Origin of the sequence: Planktothrix agardhii, from assembly GCF_904830935.1 — a bacterium.
Taxonomy (GTDB): Bacteria; Cyanobacteriota; Cyanobacteriia; order Cyanobacteriales; family Microcoleaceae; genus Planktothrix; species Planktothrix agardhii.
Genome location: NZ_LR882952.1, coordinates 346,837 through 372,240 on the forward strand (window position 1 = coordinate 346,837; position 25,404 = coordinate 372,240).

Here is a 25,404-nt window from a genome sequence, read left to right on the forward strand (position 1 = left end):
TATCTGCGGAATGTGGGTTTTATCGCGATCGCACTCCATCGAACTCACGTTTAATAGTAATAATTAGTCCCCCCTCTCTTCGCAGGAGAGGGGTTGGGGGAGAGGTCACACAGTTTTTCCTAGAGAATGAAACAGCCCTGGGGTTTGGGGGGGCTGTTCCCAGATCCGGCGTTCCCTGTTCCCTGCTATATCAGTAAAAAAAAGAAGTTAAGAGTTAACTCTTAACTCTTAACTCTTAATTGTTAATTCTTACACTGATAACTGTTTACTGATTTAGAAGCGGAATTGAGTCCGCAGAGTTCCGACCACGATTGTATTGTTATTGCTATTTTGGTCGGGGTTAGTAACTACATAGAAACCAGGAGTAATGGCGATGTAGTCGTTGAGAGGATAGCGGTAGAAACCTTCAATGTGAATGGAGGTATCTTTATCTTCTAAAGCACTGATATCATGGCTGGTTACTTTAGGAGGCATACCGACAATTAAACCACCTAAGCCGCCTTCTTTCAGGACATCGGGGAACGCCAAAGAAACAGCCCAGTTAATAATGGTCGCACTGTCATTACCGCCATTCTTTTGGTTAGCCCAGGTGGAACCAAACCAGCCACCCAACTCAAAGTTTTTGGAAATCCGCCAGTTGGCTTGGAAACCCAGGTTTTCGGTGGTGGTTGCATTTTGACCAAAGGGTCTATTGGCAATCCAACTTCCTGTTCCCCCAGAGACAAACACACTGTCATTGGTGAAGTAGCGGTGGTTATACTCTAAACCCACACCAATCTTAGGACTGGGTTTAAACACCAATTGCAGACCCGCACTGTAGCCACCATTGAATACACCCTGACCTGAGTTGGCTAAAGATGAACTGGCTTGGTCAGCCAAGTAGCCTAAATTGACTTTAAACTGATCACTGAAGGCATATTTCAGACCCACACCTGTGCCTTGCGGCCCTCGGAAGGTAGTCGGGTTATACCGACCAAAGCGGGAAAGTGCTCCATCTCCAGAACCACCAAAGGGGGTTACTGTATCATAGATATCATCATTGTCAAGACCCTTAGCTCCAACGAAGACATTGCCTTTACCATTGGCGATCGGGAAGCGGTAGTACAACTCATCTAATATGACACCATTATCCACACCATCGATGCTAGTACGACTCATCAAGGTATTGGTGATGTTGAAAGCAGACAGGTTAGGAATAGATTGAGCTTGTAAACGAGTTCTCAACAAATCCTGACCCGTGAAGCTCGTATCAAAGTTTAAACGGGCGCGGTAGCCAAAATAGGCTTCCGTTGGATCACTATCCTGGTGAGCGAACTGACCCACTACGTTATAAGTAGCCCGATCTCCGGCGGCGTCTCCACCCCAGAAGATGACTTCTCCACGGAGTTTGGTGGTGGTAGAGAACTGATTGGCTTCTAATTCGGCAGTTCTAGCTTCTAAGGCATAGACACGACCGCGTAGAGTGGCTAATTCCGCCGCAAATTCTTCTTGTAACCGTTGCAGAACGGCTAAATCTTCACGGGTGACCAAATTGGCTACAGACGCCGCAATTAGTTCGTTAACCCGTTCTAAACAGGCATTTAAACCCGCGGCAAACTCAAAACGAGTCATGGCCCGGTTGCCTTTAAAGGTTCCATCGGGATAACCCGCGATACAACCATAGCGTTCAACCAAGGATTGCAAAGCCTGGAATGCCCAGTCAGTGGGTTGAACGTCAGATAATTGAGAAACTGAAGTGACTTGCTCTAGGGCATCGGCAGCTTCAGCATATTCATTAATTTGTTCTAAGCCTGAGACGCTGGTTTCGCTCGGCTCAGTTGATGACATCTGAGCCACTTGGAACTCAGAAGCTTGAGCAGTTTGTAGTGGGGCCGAAGCCTCTGAAGTTAGGATGTTTAACTTTTGAGCCGTGGCAAAAGTCTGCGGTTCGTTCTCGTTTGTAGCCTCACCATTGACTAAATTGGTGGGTTCAACCGCAACATCAGGGGTCAAAGACAGGGCTAGTTGCTCTGCGGATGACTCGGAATTGGCTTGAGGTTGCAACTCATTATTCTGTCCAGTGGTCGGAACTGCACGGGCAGCTTCGAGGGTGATGGTCGCTGTATCTGTCGCATTTGCCAATTTCTCCGATGGAGCCTCGGTTGCGAAGGCTGCATTCGTTAAGAGAATAGCTGCTCCCAGAACGCCTGGACTATGCTTTAGAGTGTTCAATAAAACTTTGTTCATCATCTCAATTCTCACACCGACACTTAAAATACCACAAAGCAAGGGAGTCCCTAGCTCGACTGAACCAATAGTATCATATCTTAACTATAGTTTTTCCACAGTCAAGTGGGGGAACAAAAGTTAAGACTTGTTTTCAACCGGATTCAATCGGTATAACCTTTACTTAGAGAGGGTTTGGCTTCTCTACAATTTGTTCAGAATTTATCCGTCGAATTGCCACTAATGATGGTTTGGGTGGATGATTGGGTTGTTTACTGGGCCAATTTGATCCCCAAGGAACTTGACGAGTTTGGATAAATTCTTCTCCTTGGGTGGTTTGTAAAGCAAATTCGAGGGTTTTTGTTGCCATATCCCGGCGAGTTTGGTTCTTTTCCCCCGGATGTTGGACAGCAATAAATAGGGTTTTTTGATCAGGAGTAAAAAATGGCCCAGTTAGTTCGCAGTCCATTGGCCCGATAGCAAATAAAAAGGCTTGACCCCCATATTCCCCTGATGTTGGTAAAAACCAAAACGAATTATTACCATATAGTCCCAATAACTCCGCGCCCTCTAAGGGTTGTTGATTCTTGTCAAGACGACCCTGGGCAACGGGTTGATTATGTTTGCTGGTGGAAATATCCGTAACCATCCATAAATTCCCGATCGCATCAATGGCTAAATTATCAGGGTTGGCAAATCCTAACCCTCCTTGGGCCACTTCTCCTCCGGTGGCGACCATTTCCCATCGAAAGGTCATCGCCTGGGGAACATTCCCATCTTCTACTAAACGCATCACCCATCCGTATTCATATTGTTTTTCCTCCGAAGGAGATTTAAAAATCTGGAGGTTGGGGCCCCCGGTTTCAGTATCGGCCGTACCTGATGTGAAGGCAATAACTAAAGATCCATCAGGCGCGATTTCCGTATCTTCAGGACGGGCGGCACAGGTCGCGCCCACAGCACTCGCAGCTAAATGGGCATCAATCAAAATTGACCCTTGTTGTTCTTCTGGAATTCCGGTATACAAATCTCCTAGGGTTTTAAACTGTTGTTTGAAGTTTTGGATATCTTTATCGGTTTTGGCAATAAAACTCCCACCTTTTGGCCGTTGGGGTAAGGTAATAATTCCCCCAGCATGAATATTAGGCTGATCAGGATTTATAGTTGTATCTGCTGTTAACGGAATCCATTGCCCTGTACCATCAGGATTAAATTTGGCCGCATATAACATCCCATCAGTTAATAATTGGGAATTTTTTTTGTCTTGGGGGTCTTTAACTGTCCCTTTGCTGACAAATTTATATAGGTGTCCACTGCGGCGATCGCATCCTGAATAAAATGCTAAGGGTTGACCGACTTCGACCCGAATTCCCACCGCTTCATGGCGATAACGTCCTAACCAGGTGTGTTTTGTGCCATAGTCCTTGGGATTTGTCGGATCAACTTCTACGATCCAACCATACTTATTTCCCGCTAGTCCAAATACATTACCCAAACCCTCCATTTCTTCTAATAAAAAAGGAGTTTCACTAGGAGGATAGGTTGTTCCATCGGGATAAACGGCTTCAGTTACCTGACTTTGGAAATTTTCTTCCGCACTCAAGACCGTCCCCCAGGGAGTTGTTCCCCCGGCACAATTAGCGAAAGTTCCAATAATTTTTTCCCCTAATTGATCATTGTACCCCTGACCTTTTTTTATAAATACGGCAACGGCCGGCCCGGTCGCTTTTAAATATTGGTTATTTTCCCAACCCGATAGTCCGCTAATAACTCGATCAGCAGCAGAATTGGTTCTCACCCAACGACCATCAGCTTGACGCTGAACAGAAATCACCGCTATACCTAAATCGGTTAAGCCTTCTTGAGACAGTTTTAAAATATCCTGGCGTAAGGGGTCTTTTTCTGGTAATTCAAAAGCGTTTATTGTTGGCTTTGGATCGGAGGATTGAAGATTTTTTAGAGGTAAGGGTTCACCGATAATCTGTTGATAGGTTTCTAACCAAACAGCAGAACTAATGTACTCAAAGTTAACGGTTAAAAAACCTTGATCTTCTCCCGTAGAAATAAAGGAAACATAATCATTGTTATAGCCAAATCGAGAATTTCCTACTTTGTCTCCCCAAGTGGCAATAACATCATAAGTAAATCCTTCAGGTAGAACTAAATCATCAACGACTTCGTAGGTACTATAGGCTTGAATTTGTTGTGCAGAAAGGGAATTATCACTAACTGGAATTACGGATTTAGAAGTTTGGGCTTGAATCAAATCTAAGCTATTAGGTAGTGGCCCTTTGATGGGTTTAAACGGTAAAGATTGAGGAAATTTAGGTTCCGGGGATGAGAAGATATTAGGTGATTTTGAGGAATTTTGACAGGAACCGACGGCTAATGTCGTAAATCCTGCACTCAAAAACAATAGAAAATCACGACGATTCACAGACATAAATTTGTGTTAAATTCTGAAAAGGGAATTACAAATTACGAATTACGAATTACAAATGGGGAATGGGGATGTTGCTTGTTTCCTTAATAAGTTTTTTCTGTTGCCTGTTTCCTGCCCCCTTAATTTTAATACAAATAAATTTAAACTCTATAGTAATTACTGCTACGCTTTTTAATCTGTTAAAGCTATTATTTATTGCTATTAAATATTTTCAATACCAACAAATATTCACTCTATTTAATAACCAATAATTACGAATTACGAATCAATAATTACGAATTGAGAATTAAAGATTAATAATTCTTAACTCGTAACTCGTAACTCGTAACTCGTAATTCTTAATTGCTAATTCGTAATTCATCTAACTTCAACCAAATCGATAGCCAAAACCCCGAACTGTAATCACATATTCTGGTTTGCTCGGATCTAATTCTAGGTTTTCGCGTAACCAGCGAATATGAACATCAACGGTTTTGCTATCCCCAATAAAATCTTGTCCCCAAATAATATCTAATAATTGTTCCCGTGACCAAACTCGCCGAGGATAACTTAGAAATAGCTCTAGTAAACGAAACTGTTTAGGAGATAGTTTCACCTCTTGGCCACGAACCAGAACCCGACATTCTTCTTGATACAAAATCACTTCTTTATATTGCAGCATGACTGGCTCTGGCAGTTGAGAATAGCGTCTTCGTCGCATTAAGGCCCGACAACGCGCCATAAACTCCCGCATTCCAAAGGGTTTAGTTAAATAGTCATCGGCTCCTGCTTCTAAATAAAAAGCCGAGTTATTCGCGCTCTCCCGCAACCCAATAATTAAAATGGCCACAGAATTTCCCTGATGTCGTAACATACGACACAGATCCAAACCATTAATCGAGTCCATAATTAAAAGGTTGAATGGAAAATCCCCGACGGGATAATTAGGGTTCTGAATTGAAGGGAGAGCATCTCGTCCATCGGAAGTCACCATCACCCGATGACCCTGTTCTTCCAAAGCTAGGGAAAGCATTTCTCGCCAAGGCTGTTCGTTTTCCAAAAGTAAAATATGGCCATCTTGTCTTACATCAGAACGGTAAGGAATCTTGCTCAATTCAGGAGAAAACATAAAAAAAATTTTGCGGGTTGGATAAGTAGAAGTTGTTGAAACTGGCTATTGTCGCCACAAGTAACTCGACATTCTGAGGAGTTAGTCCAGTGTCAACCATCCAACGTAATTATGTTCTCCGTTACGAATTCCTTCACATAGAGACGACCGATATTGGACTGCTAAGGCAAATCCAACCCCCGATTTTGTTGGGAGGTCGCCAGACTCATCCTGATTTAGCCTCGGTTCTAGGTTTTTAAGCATTGTTAACGCTCAATTTGCCTGGTTGTTGGAAATCTGAATATGGTCGATAGCCTCATGATAATAGGGAAAGGTTAACAAAAGGTAAAGGCTTAGTAATCTTATGGTTAAATTATTCTAATCAAATTAAAATTCTGAACGGGTCGTATTTTGGGTTGGTAGGGTGTCAATTCCTAGAGTCTGTTTGACTTTTGTTTTTATTAGGTGAACAGATAACTCAGGTACAATATTGAGTAAATCTGAAATTTTAAAATTGCTTAACTTAACTTAACTTAACATAATGTTACTACATCTGAGTACCTGGCAAGAAGTAGAAGTTTATCTAACCCACTCTGGCGGTATCATCATTCCTATTGGTTCCACAGAACAACATGGGCCAACAGGATTAATCGGCACTGATGCAATTTGCGCTGAAGCGATCGCCAAAGGAGTAGGAGAAGCAACCAAGGCCTTAGTTAGCCCGACTATCAATGTTGGTATGGCACTACACCACACAGCTTTTCCAGGTACTATAAGTCTGCGACCGACAACTTTAATTCAGGTAATCAATGATTATATCACAAGTTTAGCCAAAGTTGGATTTACTCACTACTTTTTTATTAACGGACATGGGGGAAATATTGCTACGCTTAAAGCGGCTTTTTCTGAAACCTACAGCCATTTATCCGATATCAATATACCCAAAGCCCATCAAGTCAAATGTCAAATCGGCAATTGGTTTATGTGTGGCTCAGTTTATAAGTTAGCAAAAGAACTCTATGGCGATCAAGAAGGTTCCCATGCCACACCCAGCGAAGTCGCTTTAACACAATATGTTTATCCTGATTCGATTAAACAAGGTTTCCTGACACCAGAAGTGGCTAAAGGACATCCTATATATGGCTCGGAGGATTTTCGCCAACACTATCCCGATGGTCGGATGGGCTCTAATCCTGCCTTGGCAACCCCTGAACATGGCCAACAATTTTATGAATTAGCCGTTAAGGAATTAAGTCAAACCTATTTAGATTTCCTCAATAATCAGTAATCAGTTAACAGTAATCATTGATTAGTCCAAGAGTTCACAGTAATCAGTCCAAAAGTTTACAGTTTATAAATGAATAGCCAATAAATTAAAGGCTATTTCTTCTACTGATAACTGTTAACTAATAAGTGATTAAGTTCTAGCTCGAAATTCAACAACATCTTCCTTAATAGTAACATCATATCCACTTAAGAAATTTTGACCCAGTAAACCCACATCCAGGGCTGGAGCGATCGCCACAGTCAGATTATTTTTTATAGCTCCAGCAACATTAAGAGTCTGAATTAAACCTATTTCAAATTCAACTCCCTTTTGACTAGGTGTATCCGCTTTACCTCTTCCGGTTGGAGTCACCCCCAGCTGTTCCGCCATCATAGAAGTAATAACTGTGCCACTGGCTCCAGTATCTACCAACATTTCAAAAGGAGTTTGGTCATTAAAAATTACTAGAATAACCGGGATTCCACCTTGTTTTCTAACAATTTTAGCCTGATAAACTCCCGGTGTTTTTAGGGGAGCAACAGCAGTTTTTGGGTCGGCTTGTGGAAAAACACAAACTTCATTTAGAGATATAACTCGTCCTGATTTTGTTTTCAGAAAACAGCCAGGATGTTCTTGAGATAAGGCTCCAATATCATCAGTTAATATCAATCCTGTGGTCAATAATAAAATTGAAACCAGGGATATTAATGGAGATAAGCCTTGATTTTGGACTCGATGACCAGGTTTCAAAAAATTGGGCATCACCGCCATAGAAGGAGATAATTGGTATAACCGAACTAAATAAGGGGAATTGTTCATGATTGTAATAGTGTGAATAGTTAATTTAATCTTTACAGATAGATTTTAAGCGGTCAATTTCCTAATTTCCGATCCAAGGAGGTCTTGACCTAGAAAAATTTTACCTCTCAATTGAGAACGATAGATCTTTTCGCGGTATCCTAAACAATCGGAGCCAAAGTCAGTTCGTTTAAGGAAGTCTGTGAAATACTTTTTTTTAACCGATGGATGGACAATTGGACGGGTCTGGGGAGTAGGGGGTTTGTGGGATCAATCTCTGCGGCGACGTCCACCAGAAATTCAAAGAATGGATTTGTGTCTTTGGGATCGGAATCAACAAGAAAAGATGTGGCTGTATAGGGTGGAAGATTCTGTCCTGATGTTAGAAGTTAGACCAGACATTGCCACAATGACCGACTCCTCTAACACCATTGGTCAAGTGGTTCTCACCCGATTAATTACAGCGGAACAAGTCCTAGAACGTTTAGCCAGTGCTGCAACTGAATGTCAAATCAACCAAAGCCTATAATCCGTGTAGGATTAATTGTAGTCAGCGTTCGTGATATTATATTACTGCTCTCTTGAGAATCTCAGTGCCTTTATATCTGAGAACGTCAAAGCAAAGTGATCAAGACATTGGGTTTTAAACCCCTAATCCCTTGTTCAGCTTGTTGCTAGAATGTCAATGTCAAGGTTAAACTCCTTCGCCATCGTGAAACGGTTAAGACACACTTTTAGGCGTAAAGCATTGGGCCAAGAGCGGCGAAAACTCTTAAAACAGCAAGAGAATCAACTTAATTCTCTCTACCAGAAAATAAATAATTAGGTTTACTTAATTCAGTAGGGCGGGACACGCCCGAACTCTAGGCTTGTAGTATCCTAGTAAGCTTTTGGGGATAGACCCTCTGGGATAGCTATGACTTAGACTTTGTAATTGGTACAGTAGTACGGTTAAGAAGTTTAAGAATTGCCGCAAGGACATGGTTCTTAAAGGTCAGTCGCTGAATTAAGAATTCTCGTCTCTTTAGAGCGGGGAGTGTCAAAAAAAAGTAACCATTATCAATTAGAAGGAGCGTAGTCAATGGGACTACCCTGGTATCGTGTACACACAGTTGTCCTGAATGATCCGGGACGGTTAATCTCTGTGCACCTGATGCACACCGCTTTGGTGGCAGGTTGGGCTGGATCTATGGCCCTGTATGAACTCGCAATTTATGATCCTTCTGATCCCGTCCTCAACCCGATGTGGCGTCAAGGGATGTTCGTCATGCCCTTTATGGCCCGCTTGGGAGTAACCCAATCCTGGGGTGGCTGGAGTCTCACCGGAGAAGCAGTAACTAACCCTGGAATTTGGTCTTTTGAAGGGGTAGCGGCTACTCATATCATTCTGTCTGGTTTACTGTTCCTCGCTGCCGTTTGGCATTGGGTCTTTTGGGATCTGGAACTGTTTACCGACCCCCGTACAGGCGAACCCGCTTTGGATTTGCCCAAAATGTTTGGGATTCACCTGTTTTTATCCGGTCTGCTTTGCTTTGGTTTTGGAGCCTTCCACTTAACCGGCTTATTTGGCCCGGGGATGTGGGTATCCGATCCCTACGGCATTACAGGCAGTATTCAACCCGTTGCACCCGCTTGGGGGCCAGAGGGATTTAACCCGTTCAATGCGGGGGGAATCGTGGCTCACCATATTGCGGCTGGGGTTGTGGGGATTATTGCGGGTCTGTTCCATCTATCCGTTCGTCCACCCCAAAGGTTATACAAAGCCCTGCGGATGGGGAACATTGAAACAGTCTTATCCAGTAGTATTGCCGCCGTGTTCTTCTCGGCTTTTGTCGTAGCGGGAACTATGTGGTACGGTTCTGCTGCTACCCCCATCGAACTGTTTGGCCCTACCCGATATCAATGGGATAGCGGTTATTTCCAACAGGAAATTCAACGCCGGGTACAATCTAGCGTTGCCCGTGGGGATAGCTATTCTGAAGCTTGGGAAAAAATTCCTGAAAAACTTGCCTTTTATGACTATGTGGGCAATAGCCCCGCGAAAGGCGGTCTGTTCCGGGTCGGCCCCATGAATAACGGCGATGGCATTGCCAAAAATTGGTTAGGCCATCCTGTATTCAAAGATTCTGAAGGACGGGAATTATCGGTTCGTCGTCTTCCTAACTTCTTTGAAACCTTCCCGGTTATCCTAACGGATAAAGAGGGTGTGATTCGGGCGGATATTCCCTTCCGTCGGGCTGAGTCTCGCTACAGCTTTGAACAAGCTGGGGTGACGGTCAGTTTCTATGGTGGTGACTTAGATGGCAAAACCTTTAAGGATGCTCCTACCGTCAAGAAATATGCCCGTTTAGCTCAACAAGGGGAACCCTTCGAGTTTGATCGGGAAACCTTGGGATCGGACGGTGTGTTTCGGACGAGTACCCGGGGTTGGTTCACCTACGCTCACGCTTGCTTTGCGTTATTGTTCTTCTTTGGCCATATTTGGCACGGTTCTCGGACGATCTTCCGCGATGTGTTCGCTGGGGTGGAAGCCGATCTGGAAGAACAAGTGGAGTGGGGTCTGTTCCAAAAACTGGGTGACAAAACCACTCGTGTTAAAAAGACCGTCTAGGATATCTCTAGTTCAGGCTTGTGGGGTATTTTTGTAAACCCTAATTTTCAAAAGAGTTGGAACTTTATTCATAAAGTCTCCAACTCTTTCTTTATGGGGAATTGGTGGGTCAAAGTTAATCGGTTTTTTCTTTCTTCTAAAACTGGTAATGTGGGTTTAAATGCAGTGGGTAGTTCACTCGCTCAATGGTAGACTATTAGAAAATAATAGGTTTAGGAAAAATTGACATGGAAAGTGTTGCTTACATCTTAGTTTTGACATTGGCTTTGGGAGTTATCTTTTTTGCAATTGCGTTCCGGGAACCGCCTCGGATTGGTAAGTAAGTGACAATCAGAGCATCTTCGTCCACTCCAATACTGAGTCATGGGTTTTAAGGTTGATTGAACGCTTTTTGCACTGAGCGAACCCAGACGCGCCTAAATTTTAACAAGGGATTGGGGTGTTCACTGGTTTAAATAAAACCCTGAGTTCTCATAACTCAGTATTGGACTGTTAAAGAGTTAAAGGCTGTGCTTGTAATCGCTGATCAAAAAACTCCTATTCAGTGAAACAACCGCTCAAAGGACGTTAATCATGCAGTGTCCAGTTTGTCAATATACGAATAGTCGAGTTCTTGAGTCCCGTGCTGCTGAATCGGGTAAAAGCATTCGACGACGCAGGGAATGTCTTCAGTGTCAGCATCGCTTCACCACCTATGAACGGATTGAATTTGTCCCGATTACGGTGATCAAGCGGGATAAAAAACGGGAATCGTTTGACCGTTCCAAGTTACTGCGCGGAATGGTTCGAGCTTGTGAAAAAACAGGACTTTCTGCTCCCGATTTAGAATCAATTATTGATGAAATCGAAGCAGAATTGCAACAACGTTCCCAACGGGAAATTCCGACTCAGGAAATCGGAGAATTGGTTTTACACCGACTCAAATCCTTGAGTGAAGTGGCTTATGTCCGATTTGCTTCGGTTTATCGACAATTTCAAGGGATTCGAGACTTTGCAGAAGCACTGAATCACTTTGAAACGGCTAATGATCATGCTCAAGAGTTAGAAATCGTTTCAGAAGAAAATTCTGTCTGTAACTGTGAGGATTCATCAATGGATGCCTCTGCTTCTCTGTGTTCTGCATCCCTACTCGGATCTCAACATTAATAAGATTAATCACCCGTTGTTAGTTTGCTAACAGTCTCTAGTTTATGCTAGGATTCAGGCAAGATATATATTGCCTCAATATCAAAACAAAAGTCAGCGAAAAAGTATCGGCATTCGTCCAATATCCAGTTAATGACCTAGAGATCAGCACTAATTTTGTTTCGGCCGGAGCCTTCGGTGACTCCCGTTACAGTTGATCAACTTAACGGCAGGTCGGTTGCGACCAAAAAAATGATCCAAAGTAAAAAAAAAATGATAAGATAGAAAAGCTAATCTACCAAACTGTGCCAAGATCAGCAAGATTAGTGATTCTCGCTCTTAACAAAATGTCCAGCCGAAATATAAATACCTGATCACAGGGGCGACATTGTTGATGAACGGGAATTCAGATTATAGTTAAGGTTTTTTGGTCTGCTGTCGGACAGTCAGTGGAGTCTAAATAAGTGCTTGTGTAAAAGAATCTGAACGTGGTTTTTAGGACAGAGATGATCTAAAACTAAACAGACCCCTTGCAACAAGACTCTCTTATTGCATCGATTATGGTGTGATGGTGAGAATGTAAAATCGACTGGACGTGGTAATGCTCGCTTTTTCTGTCTTGGACAGGTATGCCCGGCACGAACGATGTCAAGTCAGCAGTTTTGATCTAAGCTCAAAAATTGACCCTATCGGTCATGATCAAAAACAAGAGCACTTACTGCAAAACAACCATTTAATAGGAGCAACTTTAGGATAAAACTCGCATGATCAATCAGAAAACAAAACCAAAAGATGTGGGCTTCACCCACGAAGATTTTGCCGCCTTACTCGATAAATACGACTATCACTTTAGTCCCGGTGATGTAGTGGCGGGGACAGTTTTTAGTCTGGAGCCAAGGGGCGCTCTGATTGACATTGGCGCTAAGACCGCAGCATACATTCCACTACAAGAAATGTCAATTAATCGGGTGGAAAGTCCTGATGAAGTATTACAGTCTAATGAGACCCGTGAGTTTTTTATCCTGACCGATGAAAACGAAGACGGTCAGTTGACTCTTTCCATTCGTCGCATTGAGTATATGCGGGCCTGGGAGCGCGTTCGCCAACTGCAAGCGGAAGATGCTACCGTCCGTTCTCAAGTCTTTGCCACAAATCGAGGCGGCGCTTTGGTTCGGATTGAAGGATTGCGGGGCTTTATTCCTGGCTCCCATATTAGCACGCGCAAACCTAAAGAAGAACTCGTTGCTGAAGAATTACCCTTAAAATTCCTAGAGGTTGATGAGGATCGCAATCGTCTTGTCTTAAGCCATCGTCGGGCTTTAGTTGAGCGGAAGATGAACCGCTTAGAAGTGGGTGAAGTGGTAACAGGAACCGTTAGAGGCATTAAACCTTACGGGGCGTTTATTGACATTGGTGGCGTGAGTGGTCTGCTCCACATCTCAGAGATTTCTCACGATCACATTGACACACCTCATAGTGTTTTCAATGTCAACGATGAGGTCAAAGTCATGATTATTGATCTCGATGCAGATCGAGGCCGAATTTCCCTTTCTACAAAACAACTGGAACCCGAACCAGGATCTATGGTTAAAAATCCTCAGCTTGTTTATGAGAAGGCTGAGGAAATGGCTGCCAAATTCAGGGAGAAACTCTTGGCTGCGGGGCAGGGAGTCGCGACGGAAGAAGTTCCGACGGAACTGGACGAAGCGGATATTCCATCGGCTATTGAGGAAGATATCCCATCGGCTGTTGAGGAAGATATCCCCTCTGCGGTCGAAGAAGATATTGAACCTGTGGCCGGAGATGTCTAGGGTTTAACTCATAAAGACAAAAAGGGGGATTGTCCCTCTTTTTTTTATCGAAAATAAGGCATCTGGATATTATGCTCACGGTCATGATTCAGGTTAAATGGCTGGTCTGAAACCGATGAGAAACCTATAAAAATTGAATTGGGAGTTTTTGAGATTGGTTACCCTGCAAGTTCAAAATATTACCTTTAAGAATATCGAAGCCGTTATTTTTGACAAGGATGGAACCCTAGAGGATTCTGGAGATTTCTTGAGAAATTTGGCTCAAAAGCGATCGCGTTTAATTGATGCCCAAATTCCAGGAGTTGGGGAACCCTTATTAATGGCGTTTGGCGTTCAAGGAGATACCCTTGATCCTACAGGATTAATGGCCGTGGGTAGCCGACGGGAAAATGAAATTGCGGCGGCGGCTTATATTGCGGAAACTGGACGAGGATGGTTAGAGTCTGTCAATATTGCCCATCATGCTTTTGCCGATGCGGATCAATATTTGAAATCTAGCCCCCCTTCGACCTTATTTGTCGGGGGTTTAGAAACCCTCAAATCCCTATCCGATGCGGGGTTAAAACTAGGAATTGTGTCGGCGGCTCCAACGGCTGAAGTCCAAAATTTTGTCACCCACCATCAGTTAGAACCCTATATTAAATTTCATCAGGGAGTAGATGGCGGCCCAACTAAACCCGATCCGATTTTATTCCTGAATGCTTGTCAAGCCCTGGGAGTGCATCCTTCTGTGACTTTAATGGTAGGGGATGCTCAAGGAGATATTGATATGGCGATCGGGGCTGGGGCTGCGGGTTGTGTGGGGGTTTGTTGGAACCAATCCAACCCTAAATACCTAAATCGGGCGACGGTGGTGATCTCCCATTGGGATCAATTGAAAATTAAGAGCTTGACACTCCCAAGAGTATCTTTCGGGGATTCTTAAAACAATTTGACAACGCCTCTACGAACTGGACTAGGATCTAACCCTAGTTTTGCTACTACTTTTCGCCAAGATCGTAATGTTTTCTGAAAATTTATGTAAAGATTTTTGTACTTTCTTTAAGATTTGTGTGCTATAGTCAAAACATGAGCAATTTTTAAGATCATGTTCTGTTAAAGTTGATCCCCTGTTTTGAAACTCAGGATTGGTTTTTGTCCAAATTTTAGTCTGGAATTTACTTTATGTCATTTACAGTCGATTCAGCCCGTGGGATTTTTCCAAATACTTTAACTGCTGACGTAGTACCAGCTACAATCGCCCGCTTCAATCAACTTAATGCTGAAGATCAACTGGCATTAATCTGGTTTGCTTACCTTGAAATGGGTAAAACGATTACAGTTGCCGCTTTAGGCGCGGCTAATATGCAGTTTGCTGAAATAACGATGAATCAAATTCGGCAAATGTCTTTCCAAGAACAAACACAGGTCATGTGTGATTTGGCAAACCGAACCGATACACCAATTTCACGGGCTTACGGTAGTTGGACTGCCAACATTAAGCTAGGTTTTTGGTATCAGCTTGGAGAATGGATGGCTCAAGGAATTGTCGCTCCAATTCCATCAGGATATAAGCTATCAGCTAATGCAGCTTCTGTACTGCAAGCAATTCAAGCACTAGAATCAGGTCAACAAATCACTGTTTTACGCAATTGCGTTGTTGATATGGGATTTGATACAAGTAAGCTTGATAGTTCTCAGAGAGTTTCTGAACCTGTGGTTGTTCCTAGAGATATGGCACAACGGACTCAAGTTACTATCGAAGGCATTGATAATCCCACGGTTCTCAACTACATGAATAACATGAACGCCAATGACTTTGAGGTGCTGATTGAGTTATTCACTCCCGATGGCGCGCTTCAACCTCCTTTTCAGAAACCAATTGTGGGGAAAGATGCTGTTCTTCGATTTTTCCGAGAAGAGTGTCAGAATCTCAAGTTGATTCCAGAGCGAGGCGTAACAGAACCCGCAGATGGTGGTTATACCCAAATCAAAGTAACTGGTAAAGTGCAAACTCCTTGGTTTGGTGCTGGTGTGGGCATGAATATGGCTTGGAGATTTTTGCTAAGTCCTGAAAATAAAATTTTCTTTGTGGCAATTGACTTGTTAGCATCACCTAAAGAGTTGTTAAATTTAGTTCGTTAATTAATAAACGAATCTAATTTAATATAGCAACGGGTTTAAACCCGTTGCCACCCAGATAAAACCCTGATTGTGTGGGTTTTTTAGAGTCTATTTTTTAATAAATAGTGTATTTTAACTTGTGATTTAAGGGGGAAGATAATAAATAGTTTTTATTTTCCCTGTTGGTGCGATTTAACAAACATAAGCCTAATTATGGTTGTGTAAGTTCTGATTAATAAACCTTTTAACTTTAGTGATGATGCAAGTAAATGAGATTGAATGGTCTGAGGCGGAAAAAGAAGTAGCTAAAGCTGCCTTTGATATAGCTTATAAACGAGAAATAAATGCTTTGATAGACGAAGTTCGTAAACAATCAAGTGAGATTGTAGAAATTGATGATATCTGGCGTTTGCACGACTTTTTAAGTGCTAGAAGACACAATATAGATGGCAAATATGATTATGAATATTCAGGACTAATTTTTGTTTTTGCCAGTTTGGTTAAAGATGGTTGGCTACATCTTAATGAACTAGATGGACTCAACACAAATAAGCTGACTAAGATAGCCGCTATTGCTCGTATTTGATACTCTGGGCGAATATGGCGACGGGGATTCTTAAAACAATTTGAGTTTTAAACCCATGATTTTCGGTAAATTGGGAATAACCCCTGTATAATTGCTGATCGTCGCAACTTTCTATAATAGAATCCGTCCCATCCTAAAAGTAAACTTGCGAATTTGATGGGGATTAAGAGATGATGCTGTAGTGGTGTAATTTCAATCCGGTTCTACTGAATCAATCTCACTCGCATACAAGGAGGAATGATTATTGTCTCGCCGTTACCTGTTTACGTCTGAATCCGTGACCGAAGGCCATCCCGATAAAATCTGCGATCAAATTTCCGATACGATTTTAGATGCCTTATTAACTCAAGATCCTAAAAGCCGTGTGGCCGCAGAAGTAGTTGTCAATACGGGTTTAGTATTGATCACGGGTGAAATTACCACCAACGCGCAAATTAACTATATTGATTTAGCTCGGAAAAAAATTGCGGAAATTGGTTATGTTGATGCAGATAATGGCTTTTCTGCGAGTAGCTGCTCCGTTCTGATTGCCCTAGATAAACAGTCTCCTGATATTGCTCAAGGGGTGAACCAAGCCCACGAAGCCAGAGAACTGTTAAGCGACCAAGAACTTGATGCCATTGGTGCTGGGGATCAGGGGATTATGTTCGGTTTTGCCTGCAATGAAACCCCGGAACTGATGCCTATGCCGATCAGTTTAGCCCATCGGATTTCTCGGCAATTAGCAATGGTGCGGAAAAACGGCCAACTCCCCTATTTACGTCCCGATGGTAAAACCCAAGTGACCGTGATCTATGAAGATGATCGTCCCGTGGGAATTGATACTATTTTAGTCTCGACTCAACATACTGAGACGATTGGGGACATTACCGATACTGCGGCGGTACAAGAAAAAATCAAAGCCGATCTCTGGTCTGCTGTTGTTCAACCCGTATTCGAGGATATTGCGGTTAAACCCGATGACCAAACTCGCTTTTTAGTGAATCCAACGGGCAAATTTGTGATTGGTGGCCCTCAAGGGGATTCTGGGTTAACGGGTCGTAAAATTATTGTCGATACCTATGGCGGCTATTCCCGTCATGGTGGCGGTGCGTTTTCAGGAAAAGATCCCACAAAAGTAGACCGCAGCGCGGCTTATGCTTGCCGTTATGTAGCGAAAAATATTGTTGCTGCGGGGTTAGCGGATAAGTGTGAAGTTCAGTTGAGCTATGCAATTGGGGTGGCTCGACCCGTGAGCATTTTGATTGAAACCTTTGGAACTTCTAAGGTGGATGAAGATAAACTGCTCGAAGCTGTACAAGCCAACTTTGAACTGCGTCCGGGGGGAATGATTCAATCGTTTAATTTACAAAAATTACCGGGTATGCGGGGAGGTCGTTTCTTTCAAGATTTGGCTGCTTATGGTCATTTAGGTCGGATAGATTTAGATTTACCTTGGGAGAAAACCGATAAAGCAGAATTACTCAAAGCTGCTTTACTGCAACCTGCTACAGTTGGAAAGTAGTACAGTAACCGTGATCACGGTTAGGACATGGATTCATTGCCGGAGTTTACCTTGAAGAAAGTATGCCCTTGCGAAAGCGGGAGTAAATCCAGAAATAAATATCGTCAAGTTGTTGCGGTATTGTACGAACGGGGATGTCAGACTCCATCTTGGGCGAAAGTCTAAGTTGCGGCATTCCCCCGTGATTACAAAAGCAGACACTGTACTTGGTACTCCAAGTTAGTGGGGGCATTCCACTCTTGTTGTCTTTCAAGCCTTCAGTTTCACCTGGGGGTTTTTTCGTGTTTTTATCTGAGGTCGATAGTAATACTAAGGAATCAAAAACAGCGATACCTTCGGTCAGCTTTGCTAACGCATTCTCCAAACTCCCACAATGTCATAATTTTAAACTTCTTTCAAACTATATTTTTCATTAATGAAGAACTAATAAAACTTTTAATCTCAATAATAATTTTACGTTGTTTTTGTTCTTCTGAAATGAACTTTTCTACTGCTAAATCAGGATAAAGTTCAACATCCTCATATTCCAGACGATAGGGATCAAGGGTTGTTTTATGCAATTTTTTTTCATTCGGTTTCCGAGGTATTTTGTAATGGTAAATAAATCGTCATTATGTTCCTTTGTTGTGGGCGCTGTTTAATTACCAGTTTCCCACCTAACGCATGAAATAGATTTTTTGTCACCGCCATATTTAGGCTTAAACTTCCGGTTTCCGGTTGGAACATTAATAACGGCCCTATTGATTTTAATGGAGATTGAGGAGATACCGCAAAGGGGGAATTACCTTCTTTTTCGGGTTGGGGTTCTAATTGTAATTTTAACTGATGTCCTGCTAATCTTACCCCGACTTTAATATGGCTACCACAGGGAAGACTGCGGGTAAAATTATCAATGACGACCGTTAATACTTGATCAAGCATAGTCGGATCACTGATTACCGTCGGTAGTTTATGCGGCAAAATTACCTCTAAGGTTTGGTTACGCTGACTTGCTTGTTTTTGCCATTGAGATAGACTACTTTGAAATACATCTCCTAATGACATTGCTGTTAATGGTAGGAGTTGATCATTACTATTTCCTCGACTATTTTGTCGCCCTTGTTCTATTTCTAATTCAACAGCACGGAAAATTAAGTTAAACCGATCAATTTGGGTTGTACATTCTTGATCGATCATTTCTAAACGTTTATGAATTACTTCGGCTGGTAAATTTGGCCGTTTTAATAGTAACCTTGTTAATGTGCGAATTGTCGCTAATGGTGTCCGAACTTCATGGGCGATCGCTTGTAATAATTCGACTTCTGCTGTTGGGATTGGATTTTCCAGAATAGTTGTTTCTGGCCCTGAATGATAGGATTTTTGGCTTTTATTTTTATCTGAATTAGCTGCTTTTTTAACCGCAATTCCAACGGTTTTTAACTTATTTTTTAAAGGTTCGATTTCTGATTTTTTTTCTATTTCTAAGGATAGATTATTTAATAATAAACGACTAAATTGCATCACCGTTTTATAATTGGGTTCAATCGGGATAAACTGGGCAATGCTTTCTTCTAATTTGGCTTTTTGTCTAGCTACTTCCATCCCTAAATCACGGTTTGCTGTAGCTTTAATTAATTCCATGCGATCGCACAAAATTAATAATGCTTTTTCCACAATATCAGGATCAAAGGAAAATAGAAAAGCCGGACTTCCGGTTAAATCCTGACCCAATACCATAACCAAACTAAACTGACTGGTTAAAACTAAACAAAACTGTTCTTTAACTAGAGGATCTTTCCCATGTAAAGGACAGGCTTCTGTTTCAGGCATAGAGTTATAAAATTCATCCGATGCCGGAAGTAAGGCTTTAGGATGATGTAATTTTAAAACTAATTCATCCCCTAATTTTGATAGGTCATGGGTAAAAATTTGAGTCGCAAAATGAATCGCTAAATCAGGATGAATTAAAACCGGAACTGGCCCGGAAATAATTAATCCTAAATGGAATAAGGGATCGGAACTTGAAATCGAATTTTCTGCTAATATATTAATATTAGATTGGAGTTCTTCTAATAAAAAATTCATAGATTTAACTCCACTATACCATTCTTTCTCAGCCTTTAAATATCGTTTCACCTCAGAAGCAATATTAGGATGATTTTCTGAATGGCACAGAAATTGAGACGAATAGGAATAACCTAATTTATGGGTTTCATCTTCTGTTAAAATCTGACTGAGCGTTGGTAATAATATTTGGTTCATCATCATCCCCTTGAGAATTAAGAATTACGAATTGAGAATTACAAATTACGAGTTAAGTAGTTAAAGATTTATAATTCGTAATTCGTAATTTATAATTCGTAATTTATAAACGGTTTGTTATGCTTTCACCATAGCGACATTTGGCTGATTCGTACATTCGTAGAACCGAACTTCCTAGGGGTGAGTTTACCACTTAGAGCGGTGGGGGAGGGGAGACATCCTTGCTGGGGTGAATAACTAAGCCTCAACTATTAACCAGATCTGCTATCCTAGACTTTGGCTTGTTAGTCCCTAGTGCGCTAAATAGCCCTATGGTAAATTTCATCCCCTCTAAACCTATGAATTGGCAGCAAATGCTCCCTGGAAAACTAAAGACCCAACTCAAGCCCCAGGTGATCGCCGGAATGGTGTTATTAACCCTAGCATTTTCGGTTGTGATTGGTAGCCAAAGTTGGGCAAGAAATAAAATTAGAAGTGATTATGAAACCAAATTATTTAATGCGGCTTTAGGATTTACCCTGTATTTTGAAGGAGGATTCAGTGATCACCCCTCCGATGTTGGGGGAAGAACCTATCGAGGAATTACCCAAGCGGAATATAATGTCTATCGTTCTAATCGAGGATTACCTGGCCTAGATGTGAGTCAAATGTCTGAGACAGAATTAATTGAAATTTATAATAGCTATTGGCAAGGAAGTGAGGCTGCAAAAATGCACCCGTCCCTGGCTATTGTGATGTTTGATACTTCTGTTAACTTTGGAATTAATAACTCAATTACGTTTTTACAACAAGCATTAGGATTACCTCAAACTGGAGTATTTGATTCAGAAACCCAGGAAGCCTTAGAACGCGGAAATAACCAATACACAGCCCTACAAATTATTAATGAACGAATTTTATATCGTTATAAACGGGTTCAAGAAAATCCCAGCCAAATGGCATTTTTTCACGGTTGGTTAAGTCGAGATTATAGTTTATGGGGTTATGTAGAAAAGATTAAAAATTAAGTCTTAAAAGTCTGCAAACCTAAGCGAAAAGAGGGTTGGAAGATCCAACCCTACGATAATATGATTTGATTTTCTGGTTTAGTCCAATTTTTGTTTCACGCTACAGAAAATTGTTCAGAATGATAGGTGAATCCTTTGTCAATTTAACGCCAAAAGCCCGAAATTTATTTTCGGGCTTTAGAGACGTGCCATGGCGCGTCTCTTGACAACAAAATTGCCCCTACATTCAATTCAATTCGTAGGGGAGGAAAAAATTACAAACTAGACATAACTTCTCTAGCCGCCGCTAAGGTTTTATCAATGTCTTCGTCCGTATGGGCTAAAGAGGTAAACCCGGCTTCAAATTGAGAGGGGGCTAAATAAATTCCTCGCTCTAACATTCCCCGATGAAAACGACTAAATTTGGCTAAATCGGATTTTTTAGCATCTTCATAATTGTGGACTGGCCCAGGAGTAAAGAATAAACCAAACATTCCACTAATTTGACCACCACAGGCTGCATGACCTGTTTCTTTAGCTATTTGTAACAAACCATTACTTAATTTTTTGGTGATTTTATCCAAATATTCATAAGTTCCTGGTTTTTGTAATAACTCTAGGGTTTTGATTCCTGCGGTCATCGCTAGGGGATTTCCCGATAACGTTCCGGCTTGATACATCGGGCCAGCAGGAGCCACCATCGACATAATATCCCGGCGTCCGCCATAGGCCCCTACGGGTAAACCGCCACCAATGACTTTTCCTAAAGTCGTTAAGTCTGGTATCACCCCGAATTTCTCCTGAACTCCGCCATAGGCAATGCGAAACCCGGTCATTACCTCGTCAAACACCAATAAAGCCCCATTTTCACGAGTTAACACCCGTAAACCTTCTAAGAAACCGCCATCGGGAGGAATAAAACCAGCATTGCCTACAATCGGTTCTAGGATGACTCCGGCAATTTCACCCGGATTTTCATTAAATAGCTGTTTGACGGCTTCTAGGTCATTGTAGGGGGCCGTGAGGGTACTAATAGTAACGGATTTAGGAACCCCAGGAGAATCCGGTAAACCTAATGTGGCGACCCCGGAACCAGCTTTTACCAGGAACATATCCCCGTGTCCGTGATAGCAGCCTTCAAATTTAATCAGTTTCTCCCGTCCGGTGAAGGCTCGCATTAAGCGCAAGACTGACAAACAGGCTTCGGTTCCTGAATTGACAAATCGTACCATTTCCACGCTGGGAACGGCATCAATCACCATTTCTGCCAAAATATTCTCTAATAGGCAGGGAGCCCCGAAACTGGTACCTTTTTCTAGGGCTGCTTTCAGGGCGTTAATGACGTCGGGATGGGCATGACCGCAAATAGCCGGCCCCCAAGAGCCAACATAATCAATATATTGATTCCCGTCTACATCCCAAGCATAGGCACCTTTGACGCGATCAAAAACAATGGGCTGTCCCCCGACGGACTTAAACGCCCGCACGGGAGAATTCACGCCACCGGGCATGATTTTTTGGGCAGAGGCAAAGATTTCTTCTGATTTTGTAGTTGTTAAGGGTAGGGTCACTCTGAAATAATCTCCTTGAACTATATATAGTTTGGGTTAATGGGCAAAAAGCAATATTCCGATTACTTTTACTGGGTATCGCCTAACCAACCAGATGATATTGTAATCAAGTTAGGGATCTCGTTGTATTCGGTAAATTTATGTCAACCTTAAAACCCTTAGAGTTAAGCCTGTTGAGTGAAATTGATACAATTCGTTACAACAAAAACGGATTAATTTTGGCGATCATCCAAGATTGTTTAGAAGGAACGGTGTTAAATTGGGTTTGGATGAATGCAGAAGCCCTAGAAAAAACGATTACATCAAAACAGGTTTGGTCTTGTCAAGAAACAGCGATTGTGTTATGGAATTCGGAAATAACGGTAAAGGAAATTCGTTACAATGATGATAGTCCGATGGTGATTATCGGGGTGGAAGAACAGCATCAAGAGTTATCAGGAAATACGTTATCGGGGTTATTTGATGTAATTTGCGATCGCCGGGATTATCCACAATTAGAGTCCTATACCTGTAAATTATTGGCGGGGGGAGATAATAAAATTCTCAAAAAAATTGGAGAAGAATCGGCTGAAGTAGTTATGGCTTGTAAGGATAATGAAAAAGATGCGATCGCCGGGGAAGTTGCGGATTTATTCTATCATACCTTAGTTGCCTTAGCTTATCACGATGTTGAGTTAAGAAATGTTTATCAAAAATTAGAGTCAAGACGAAAATAGCATAGTGCTGGGGAATAGGGAACAGGGAACAGGTAATAGGTAATAGGTAATAGGTAATAGGTAATAGGTAATAGGTAATAGGTAATAGTAGACTATGGGAGGTTTACTATTGTCAAATACCTTAATTGGTAGCGCTATATAAGACCAATTTGGGGGATAAAACTTTAACTCCTAACCTTGAGGCGGTTGAGGACAGGTTTTCTGATTCCAGTCACATTGATAGAGATGTTGTTGTTGCCAACTGAGGGGAATTTCTAGTAAATCTCTAGTTCCCGTCATCCCTTGACCTAGAAACAATAATAAAGCCATACAATTTAAAACCGTATGGGTAATTCTCCAGCGATTTGATTGATAAATATCAGGGACAATTGCCAAAGCAAAAACCATTAATAACGCCGATGCTACCCCGTAATAGTAATGGGAGAATTGCCACTCATAACCCCGTCTAAACACTCCCTCCTGACATCCGATAACAACAATTCCCATTCCGGTTAAAGTGGCAAAAACTCCTCGCCAAATCCGTTGATTTGGTTTAGCTTTATAGAGTAAAATCAGTGAAGCAATAGTGAATATAAACATAAAAACAATAAAAATTGCTTGAGGCATTTTCTCAGGAGATAAATCTTTAAAAACCCCCTTAAAATAAATCGAATACCCTAAAGCAATTAACGTAATTCCCACCACTGAACCCGTTAACCACCGACCTATTTTTAAATGTTCTTGTCCAACATTCGGCGGGATTTTACTCTTATTTTCTTGATTAGAATGATGTAGACGGCGTTGACGGGTTTGCCATGCCATATATACAGAAATCCCGATTAAGGGAAACACAAAAACCACCGCCAACACAGGATGGATTAATCCAATAATATCCTTAAATTCCATAACGGTCTCCTAGAAAAAATTACTACCCATTGCTTGAATATCCTTTTCCCTATTCCCTATTCCGGTGTTTTTTGCTATAGAATAGTTATAACTTAATTTTGCCTCAATCAATCTCTGAATTTTTTAAATGAACGCCATTTCTAGCACTCACCCTAAAAACCAACAGGAATTAGAAAAAATTGTCGGGGTAGGGAATGTCCAACTCTGGGACGAAATTGAATCCGTGCGACAACAACAAATCATTCAAAGTTTGGCATCAGGAACCCCAATTCAAGGGTTAATTTATCCTCAAACTCAACAACAATTAGCGGAGGTTATTGCCTATACTAACCAACAGCAATTAAAGGTTTTACCCTGTGGTTTTTGTAGTAAAATTGATTGGGGAGGACTGGTCAAAAATATTGATTTTGCCGTTAGTACCCAGGGCATGAATCAACTAATTGAACACGCCGTTGGAGATTTAACTGTTACCGTAGAAGCGGGGATGAAATTCTCCCAATTACAAGCAATTTTAGCCCAGGAAAATCAAGTATTAGGATTTGATCCGAGTTATCCTGAAACCGCAACAATTGGCGGAATTATTGCCACTGGAGATACAGGTTCTCTCCGACAACGTTATCGGAGTATTCGTGATTTGATCCTGGGAATTTCCATTGTTCGTTATGATGGAAAAATCGCTAAAGCTGGGGGACGAGTTGTTAAAAATGTGGCGGGTTATGACTTAATGAAACTATTCACAGGTTCCTATGGAACTTTAGGAATTATTAGTCAAATTACCCTACGAGTTTATCCCCAAGCTGAAGCTTCCGGGACGGTAATATTAACAGGAGAAGCTGAAGCAATTTCTCAAGTAAATCAAATTTTATTAGCTTCTGCCTTAACTCCTGTTGCTGTGGATTTAATCTCATCCGACCTATCAAAAATATTGGGATTTGGAGATAATATTGGTTTGATGGTGAGGTTCCAAAGTATTGCAGAAGGTGTTAAACAACAATCTCAACGCTTAATAGAATTAGGAGAAAAAATAGGATTAAAAGCAATTTATATTGACTCCGATGAGGAGAATTTATGGCAACAATTAAAACAGCAAATCTGGCAATCTGAATCTAATACTGATATTGTTTGTAAAATCGGAATTGCCCCCACCTCTGCTGTCAAAACCTTAACCCAATGTCAAACCCTGGGAATAATTCATGCTGGAGTTGGTTTAGGGGTATTAAGGTTTGAAAGCGTTTCTCCAGAAACTCTGTTAAACTTAAGAAATTGGTGTGAATCTCAAGGAGGGTTTTTATCAATATTAAAAGCACCTGTAGACCTAAAACAACAGTTAGAGGTTTGGGGATATGCTGGAAATGCTTTAAATTTGATGCGTCAAATTAAACAACAATTTGATCCTCAAAATCAGTTTAGTCCTAACCGTTTTGTCGGTGGAATTTAATTAATAAATTATTTTAGGAGAATTTAG

General features: G+C 41.7%; 21 protein-coding genes. 13 read left to right on the forward strand and 8 right to left on the reverse strand.

What is annotated here, in order from left to right; translation table 11 throughout:
* Positions 1-273 precede the first annotated feature (273 nt).
* The 3 genes from NMG88_RS01600 to NMG88_RS01610 all read right to left on the reverse strand — a co-directional run bounded on the left by NMG88_RS01600 (position 274) and on the right by NMG88_RS01610 (position 5,756).
* The gene (locus tag NMG88_RS01600; RefSeq protein ID WP_227398203.1) at positions 274-2,226 is read right to left on the reverse strand and encodes an iron uptake porin; all 1,953 of its coding nucleotides are present in this window, start codon (positions 2,224-2,226) and stop codon (positions 274-276) included.
* A gap of 163 nt (positions 2,227-2,389) precedes the next feature.
* Positions 2,390-4,648: a PhoX family protein gene (locus NMG88_RS01605; protein WP_254035044.1), complete on the reverse strand. Its 2,259-nt coding sequence runs from the start codon at positions 4,646-4,648 to the stop codon at positions 2,390-2,392.
* Positions 4,649-5,015: 367 nt separating this feature from the next.
* Entirely contained in the window at positions 5,016-5,756 is a 741-nt protein-coding gene (locus NMG88_RS01610; RefSeq protein ID WP_042151207.1) for a winged helix-turn-helix domain-containing protein, read from the reverse strand.
* Positions 5,757-6,276: 520 nt separating this feature from the next.
* On the opposite strand from NMG88_RS01610, the gene NMG88_RS01615 reads away from it, so the two are divergent.
* A complete protein-coding gene (locus tag NMG88_RS01615) occupies positions 6,277-7,023 on the forward strand; it encodes a creatininase family protein (protein WP_042151209.1) in 747 nt (248 codons plus the stop codon).
* A gap of 129 nt (positions 7,024-7,152) precedes the next feature.
* Here NMG88_RS01615 and NMG88_RS01620 read toward each other — a convergent pair whose 3' ends face one another.
* A complete protein-coding gene (locus tag NMG88_RS01620) occupies positions 7,153-7,821 on the reverse strand; it encodes a retropepsin-like aspartic protease family protein (protein ID WP_227349911.1) in 669 nt (222 codons plus the stop codon).
* A 181-nt stretch (positions 7,822-8,002) separates the two neighbouring features.
* Between NMG88_RS01620 and NMG88_RS01625 the strand changes: the two genes are divergently transcribed.
* The 9 genes from NMG88_RS01625 (at position 8,003) to metK (ending at position 17,540) form a co-directional block, all read left to right on the forward strand.
* Complete coding sequence (locus tag NMG88_RS01625) at positions 8,003-8,329, forward strand: hypothetical protein (protein ID WP_042151211.1); 327 nt, start codon at positions 8,003-8,005, stop codon at positions 8,327-8,329.
* Between the two features lie 552 nt (positions 8,330-8,881).
* The gene (gene psbB, locus NMG88_RS01630) at positions 8,882-10,411 is read left to right on the forward strand and encodes a photosystem II chlorophyll-binding protein CP47 (protein ID WP_042151214.1); all 1,530 of its coding nucleotides are present in this window, start codon (positions 8,882-8,884) and stop codon (positions 10,409-10,411) included.
* Between the two features lie 227 nt (positions 10,412-10,638).
* Positions 10,639-10,734, forward strand: a complete 96-nt coding sequence (locus NMG88_RS01635) for a photosystem II reaction center protein T (RefSeq protein ID WP_071782559.1) — start codon at positions 10,639-10,641, stop codon at positions 10,732-10,734.
* Between the two features lie 250 nt (positions 10,735-10,984).
* Positions 10,985-11,557 (forward strand): transcriptional regulator NrdR, encoded by a 573-nt coding sequence (gene nrdR / locus NMG88_RS01640; protein WP_036831501.1) that lies wholly within the window; start codon positions 10,985-10,987, stop codon positions 11,555-11,557.
* Positions 11,558-12,300: 743 nt separating this feature from the next.
* Positions 12,301-13,347, forward strand: a complete 1,047-nt coding sequence (locus NMG88_RS01645; RefSeq protein WP_042151220.1) for a 30S ribosomal protein S1 — start codon at positions 12,301-12,303, stop codon at positions 13,345-13,347.
* A gap of 154 nt (positions 13,348-13,501) precedes the next feature.
* The gene (locus NMG88_RS01650) at positions 13,502-14,272 is read left to right on the forward strand and encodes an HAD family hydrolase (RefSeq protein WP_042156958.1); all 771 of its coding nucleotides are present in this window, start codon (positions 13,502-13,504) and stop codon (positions 14,270-14,272) included.
* A gap of 239 nt (positions 14,273-14,511) precedes the next feature.
* Positions 14,512-15,471: an orange carotenoid-binding protein gene (locus tag NMG88_RS01655; protein WP_027254869.1), complete on the forward strand. Its 960-nt coding sequence runs from the start codon at positions 14,512-14,514 to the stop codon at positions 15,469-15,471.
* A 235-nt stretch (positions 15,472-15,706) separates the two neighbouring features.
* A complete protein-coding gene (locus NMG88_RS01660; protein ID WP_254033602.1) occupies positions 15,707-16,036 on the forward strand; it encodes a hypothetical protein in 330 nt (109 codons plus the stop codon).
* Positions 16,037-16,280: 244 nt separating this feature from the next.
* Positions 16,281-17,540 carry a methionine adenosyltransferase gene (gene metK / locus NMG88_RS01665; protein WP_027254870.1) on the forward strand — a complete coding sequence of 420 codons (1,260 nt, stop codon included), beginning with the start codon at positions 16,281-16,283 and terminating at the stop codon, positions 17,538-17,540.
* Between the two features lie 395 nt (positions 17,541-17,935).
* Here the strand turns inward: metK and NMG88_RS01670 are convergent, their stop codons facing one another.
* Both NMG88_RS01670 and NMG88_RS01675 read right to left on the reverse strand, forming a co-directional pair.
* On the reverse strand, positions 17,936-18,100 hold the full coding sequence (locus NMG88_RS01670) for an element excision factor XisH family protein (RefSeq protein WP_202807865.1): 165 nt from the start codon (positions 18,098-18,100) through the stop codon (positions 17,936-17,938).
* A gap of 7 nt (positions 18,101-18,107) precedes the next feature.
* Complete coding sequence (locus NMG88_RS01675) at positions 18,108-19,787, reverse strand: sensor histidine kinase (protein WP_233428017.1); 1,680 nt, start codon at positions 19,785-19,787, stop codon at positions 18,108-18,110.
* A 332-nt stretch (positions 19,788-20,119) separates the two neighbouring features.
* Between NMG88_RS01675 and NMG88_RS01680 the strand changes: the two genes are divergently transcribed.
* A complete protein-coding gene (locus NMG88_RS01680; protein WP_026797495.1) occupies positions 20,120-20,788 on the forward strand; it encodes a glycoside hydrolase family 108 protein in 669 nt (222 codons plus the stop codon).
* A 254-nt stretch (positions 20,789-21,042) separates the two neighbouring features.
* Here NMG88_RS01680 and hemL read toward each other — a convergent pair whose 3' ends face one another.
* Positions 21,043-22,338 carry a glutamate-1-semialdehyde 2,1-aminomutase gene (gene hemL / locus NMG88_RS01685; RefSeq protein ID WP_026787237.1) on the reverse strand — a complete coding sequence of 432 codons (1,296 nt, stop codon included), beginning with the start codon at positions 22,336-22,338 and terminating at the stop codon, positions 21,043-21,045.
* 140 nt (positions 22,339-22,478) lie between these two features.
* Between hemL and hisE the strand changes: the two genes are divergently transcribed.
* On the forward strand, positions 22,479-23,054 hold the full coding sequence (gene hisE / locus NMG88_RS01690) for a phosphoribosyl-ATP diphosphatase (protein ID WP_254034524.1): 576 nt from the start codon (positions 22,479-22,481) through the stop codon (positions 23,052-23,054).
* Positions 23,055-23,225: 171 nt separating this feature from the next.
* Here the strand turns inward: hisE and NMG88_RS01695 are convergent, their stop codons facing one another.
* Positions 23,226-23,939: a DUF4079 domain-containing protein gene (locus NMG88_RS01695; RefSeq protein WP_026797493.1), complete on the reverse strand. Its 714-nt coding sequence runs from the start codon at positions 23,937-23,939 to the stop codon at positions 23,226-23,228.
* A gap of 127 nt (positions 23,940-24,066) precedes the next feature.
* Between NMG88_RS01695 and NMG88_RS01700 the strand changes: the two genes are divergently transcribed.
* Positions 24,067-25,377: an FAD-binding oxidoreductase gene (locus NMG88_RS01700; protein ID WP_235760499.1), complete on the forward strand. Its 1,311-nt coding sequence runs from the start codon at positions 24,067-24,069 to the stop codon at positions 25,375-25,377.
* Positions 25,378-25,404: the final 27 nt, after the last annotated feature.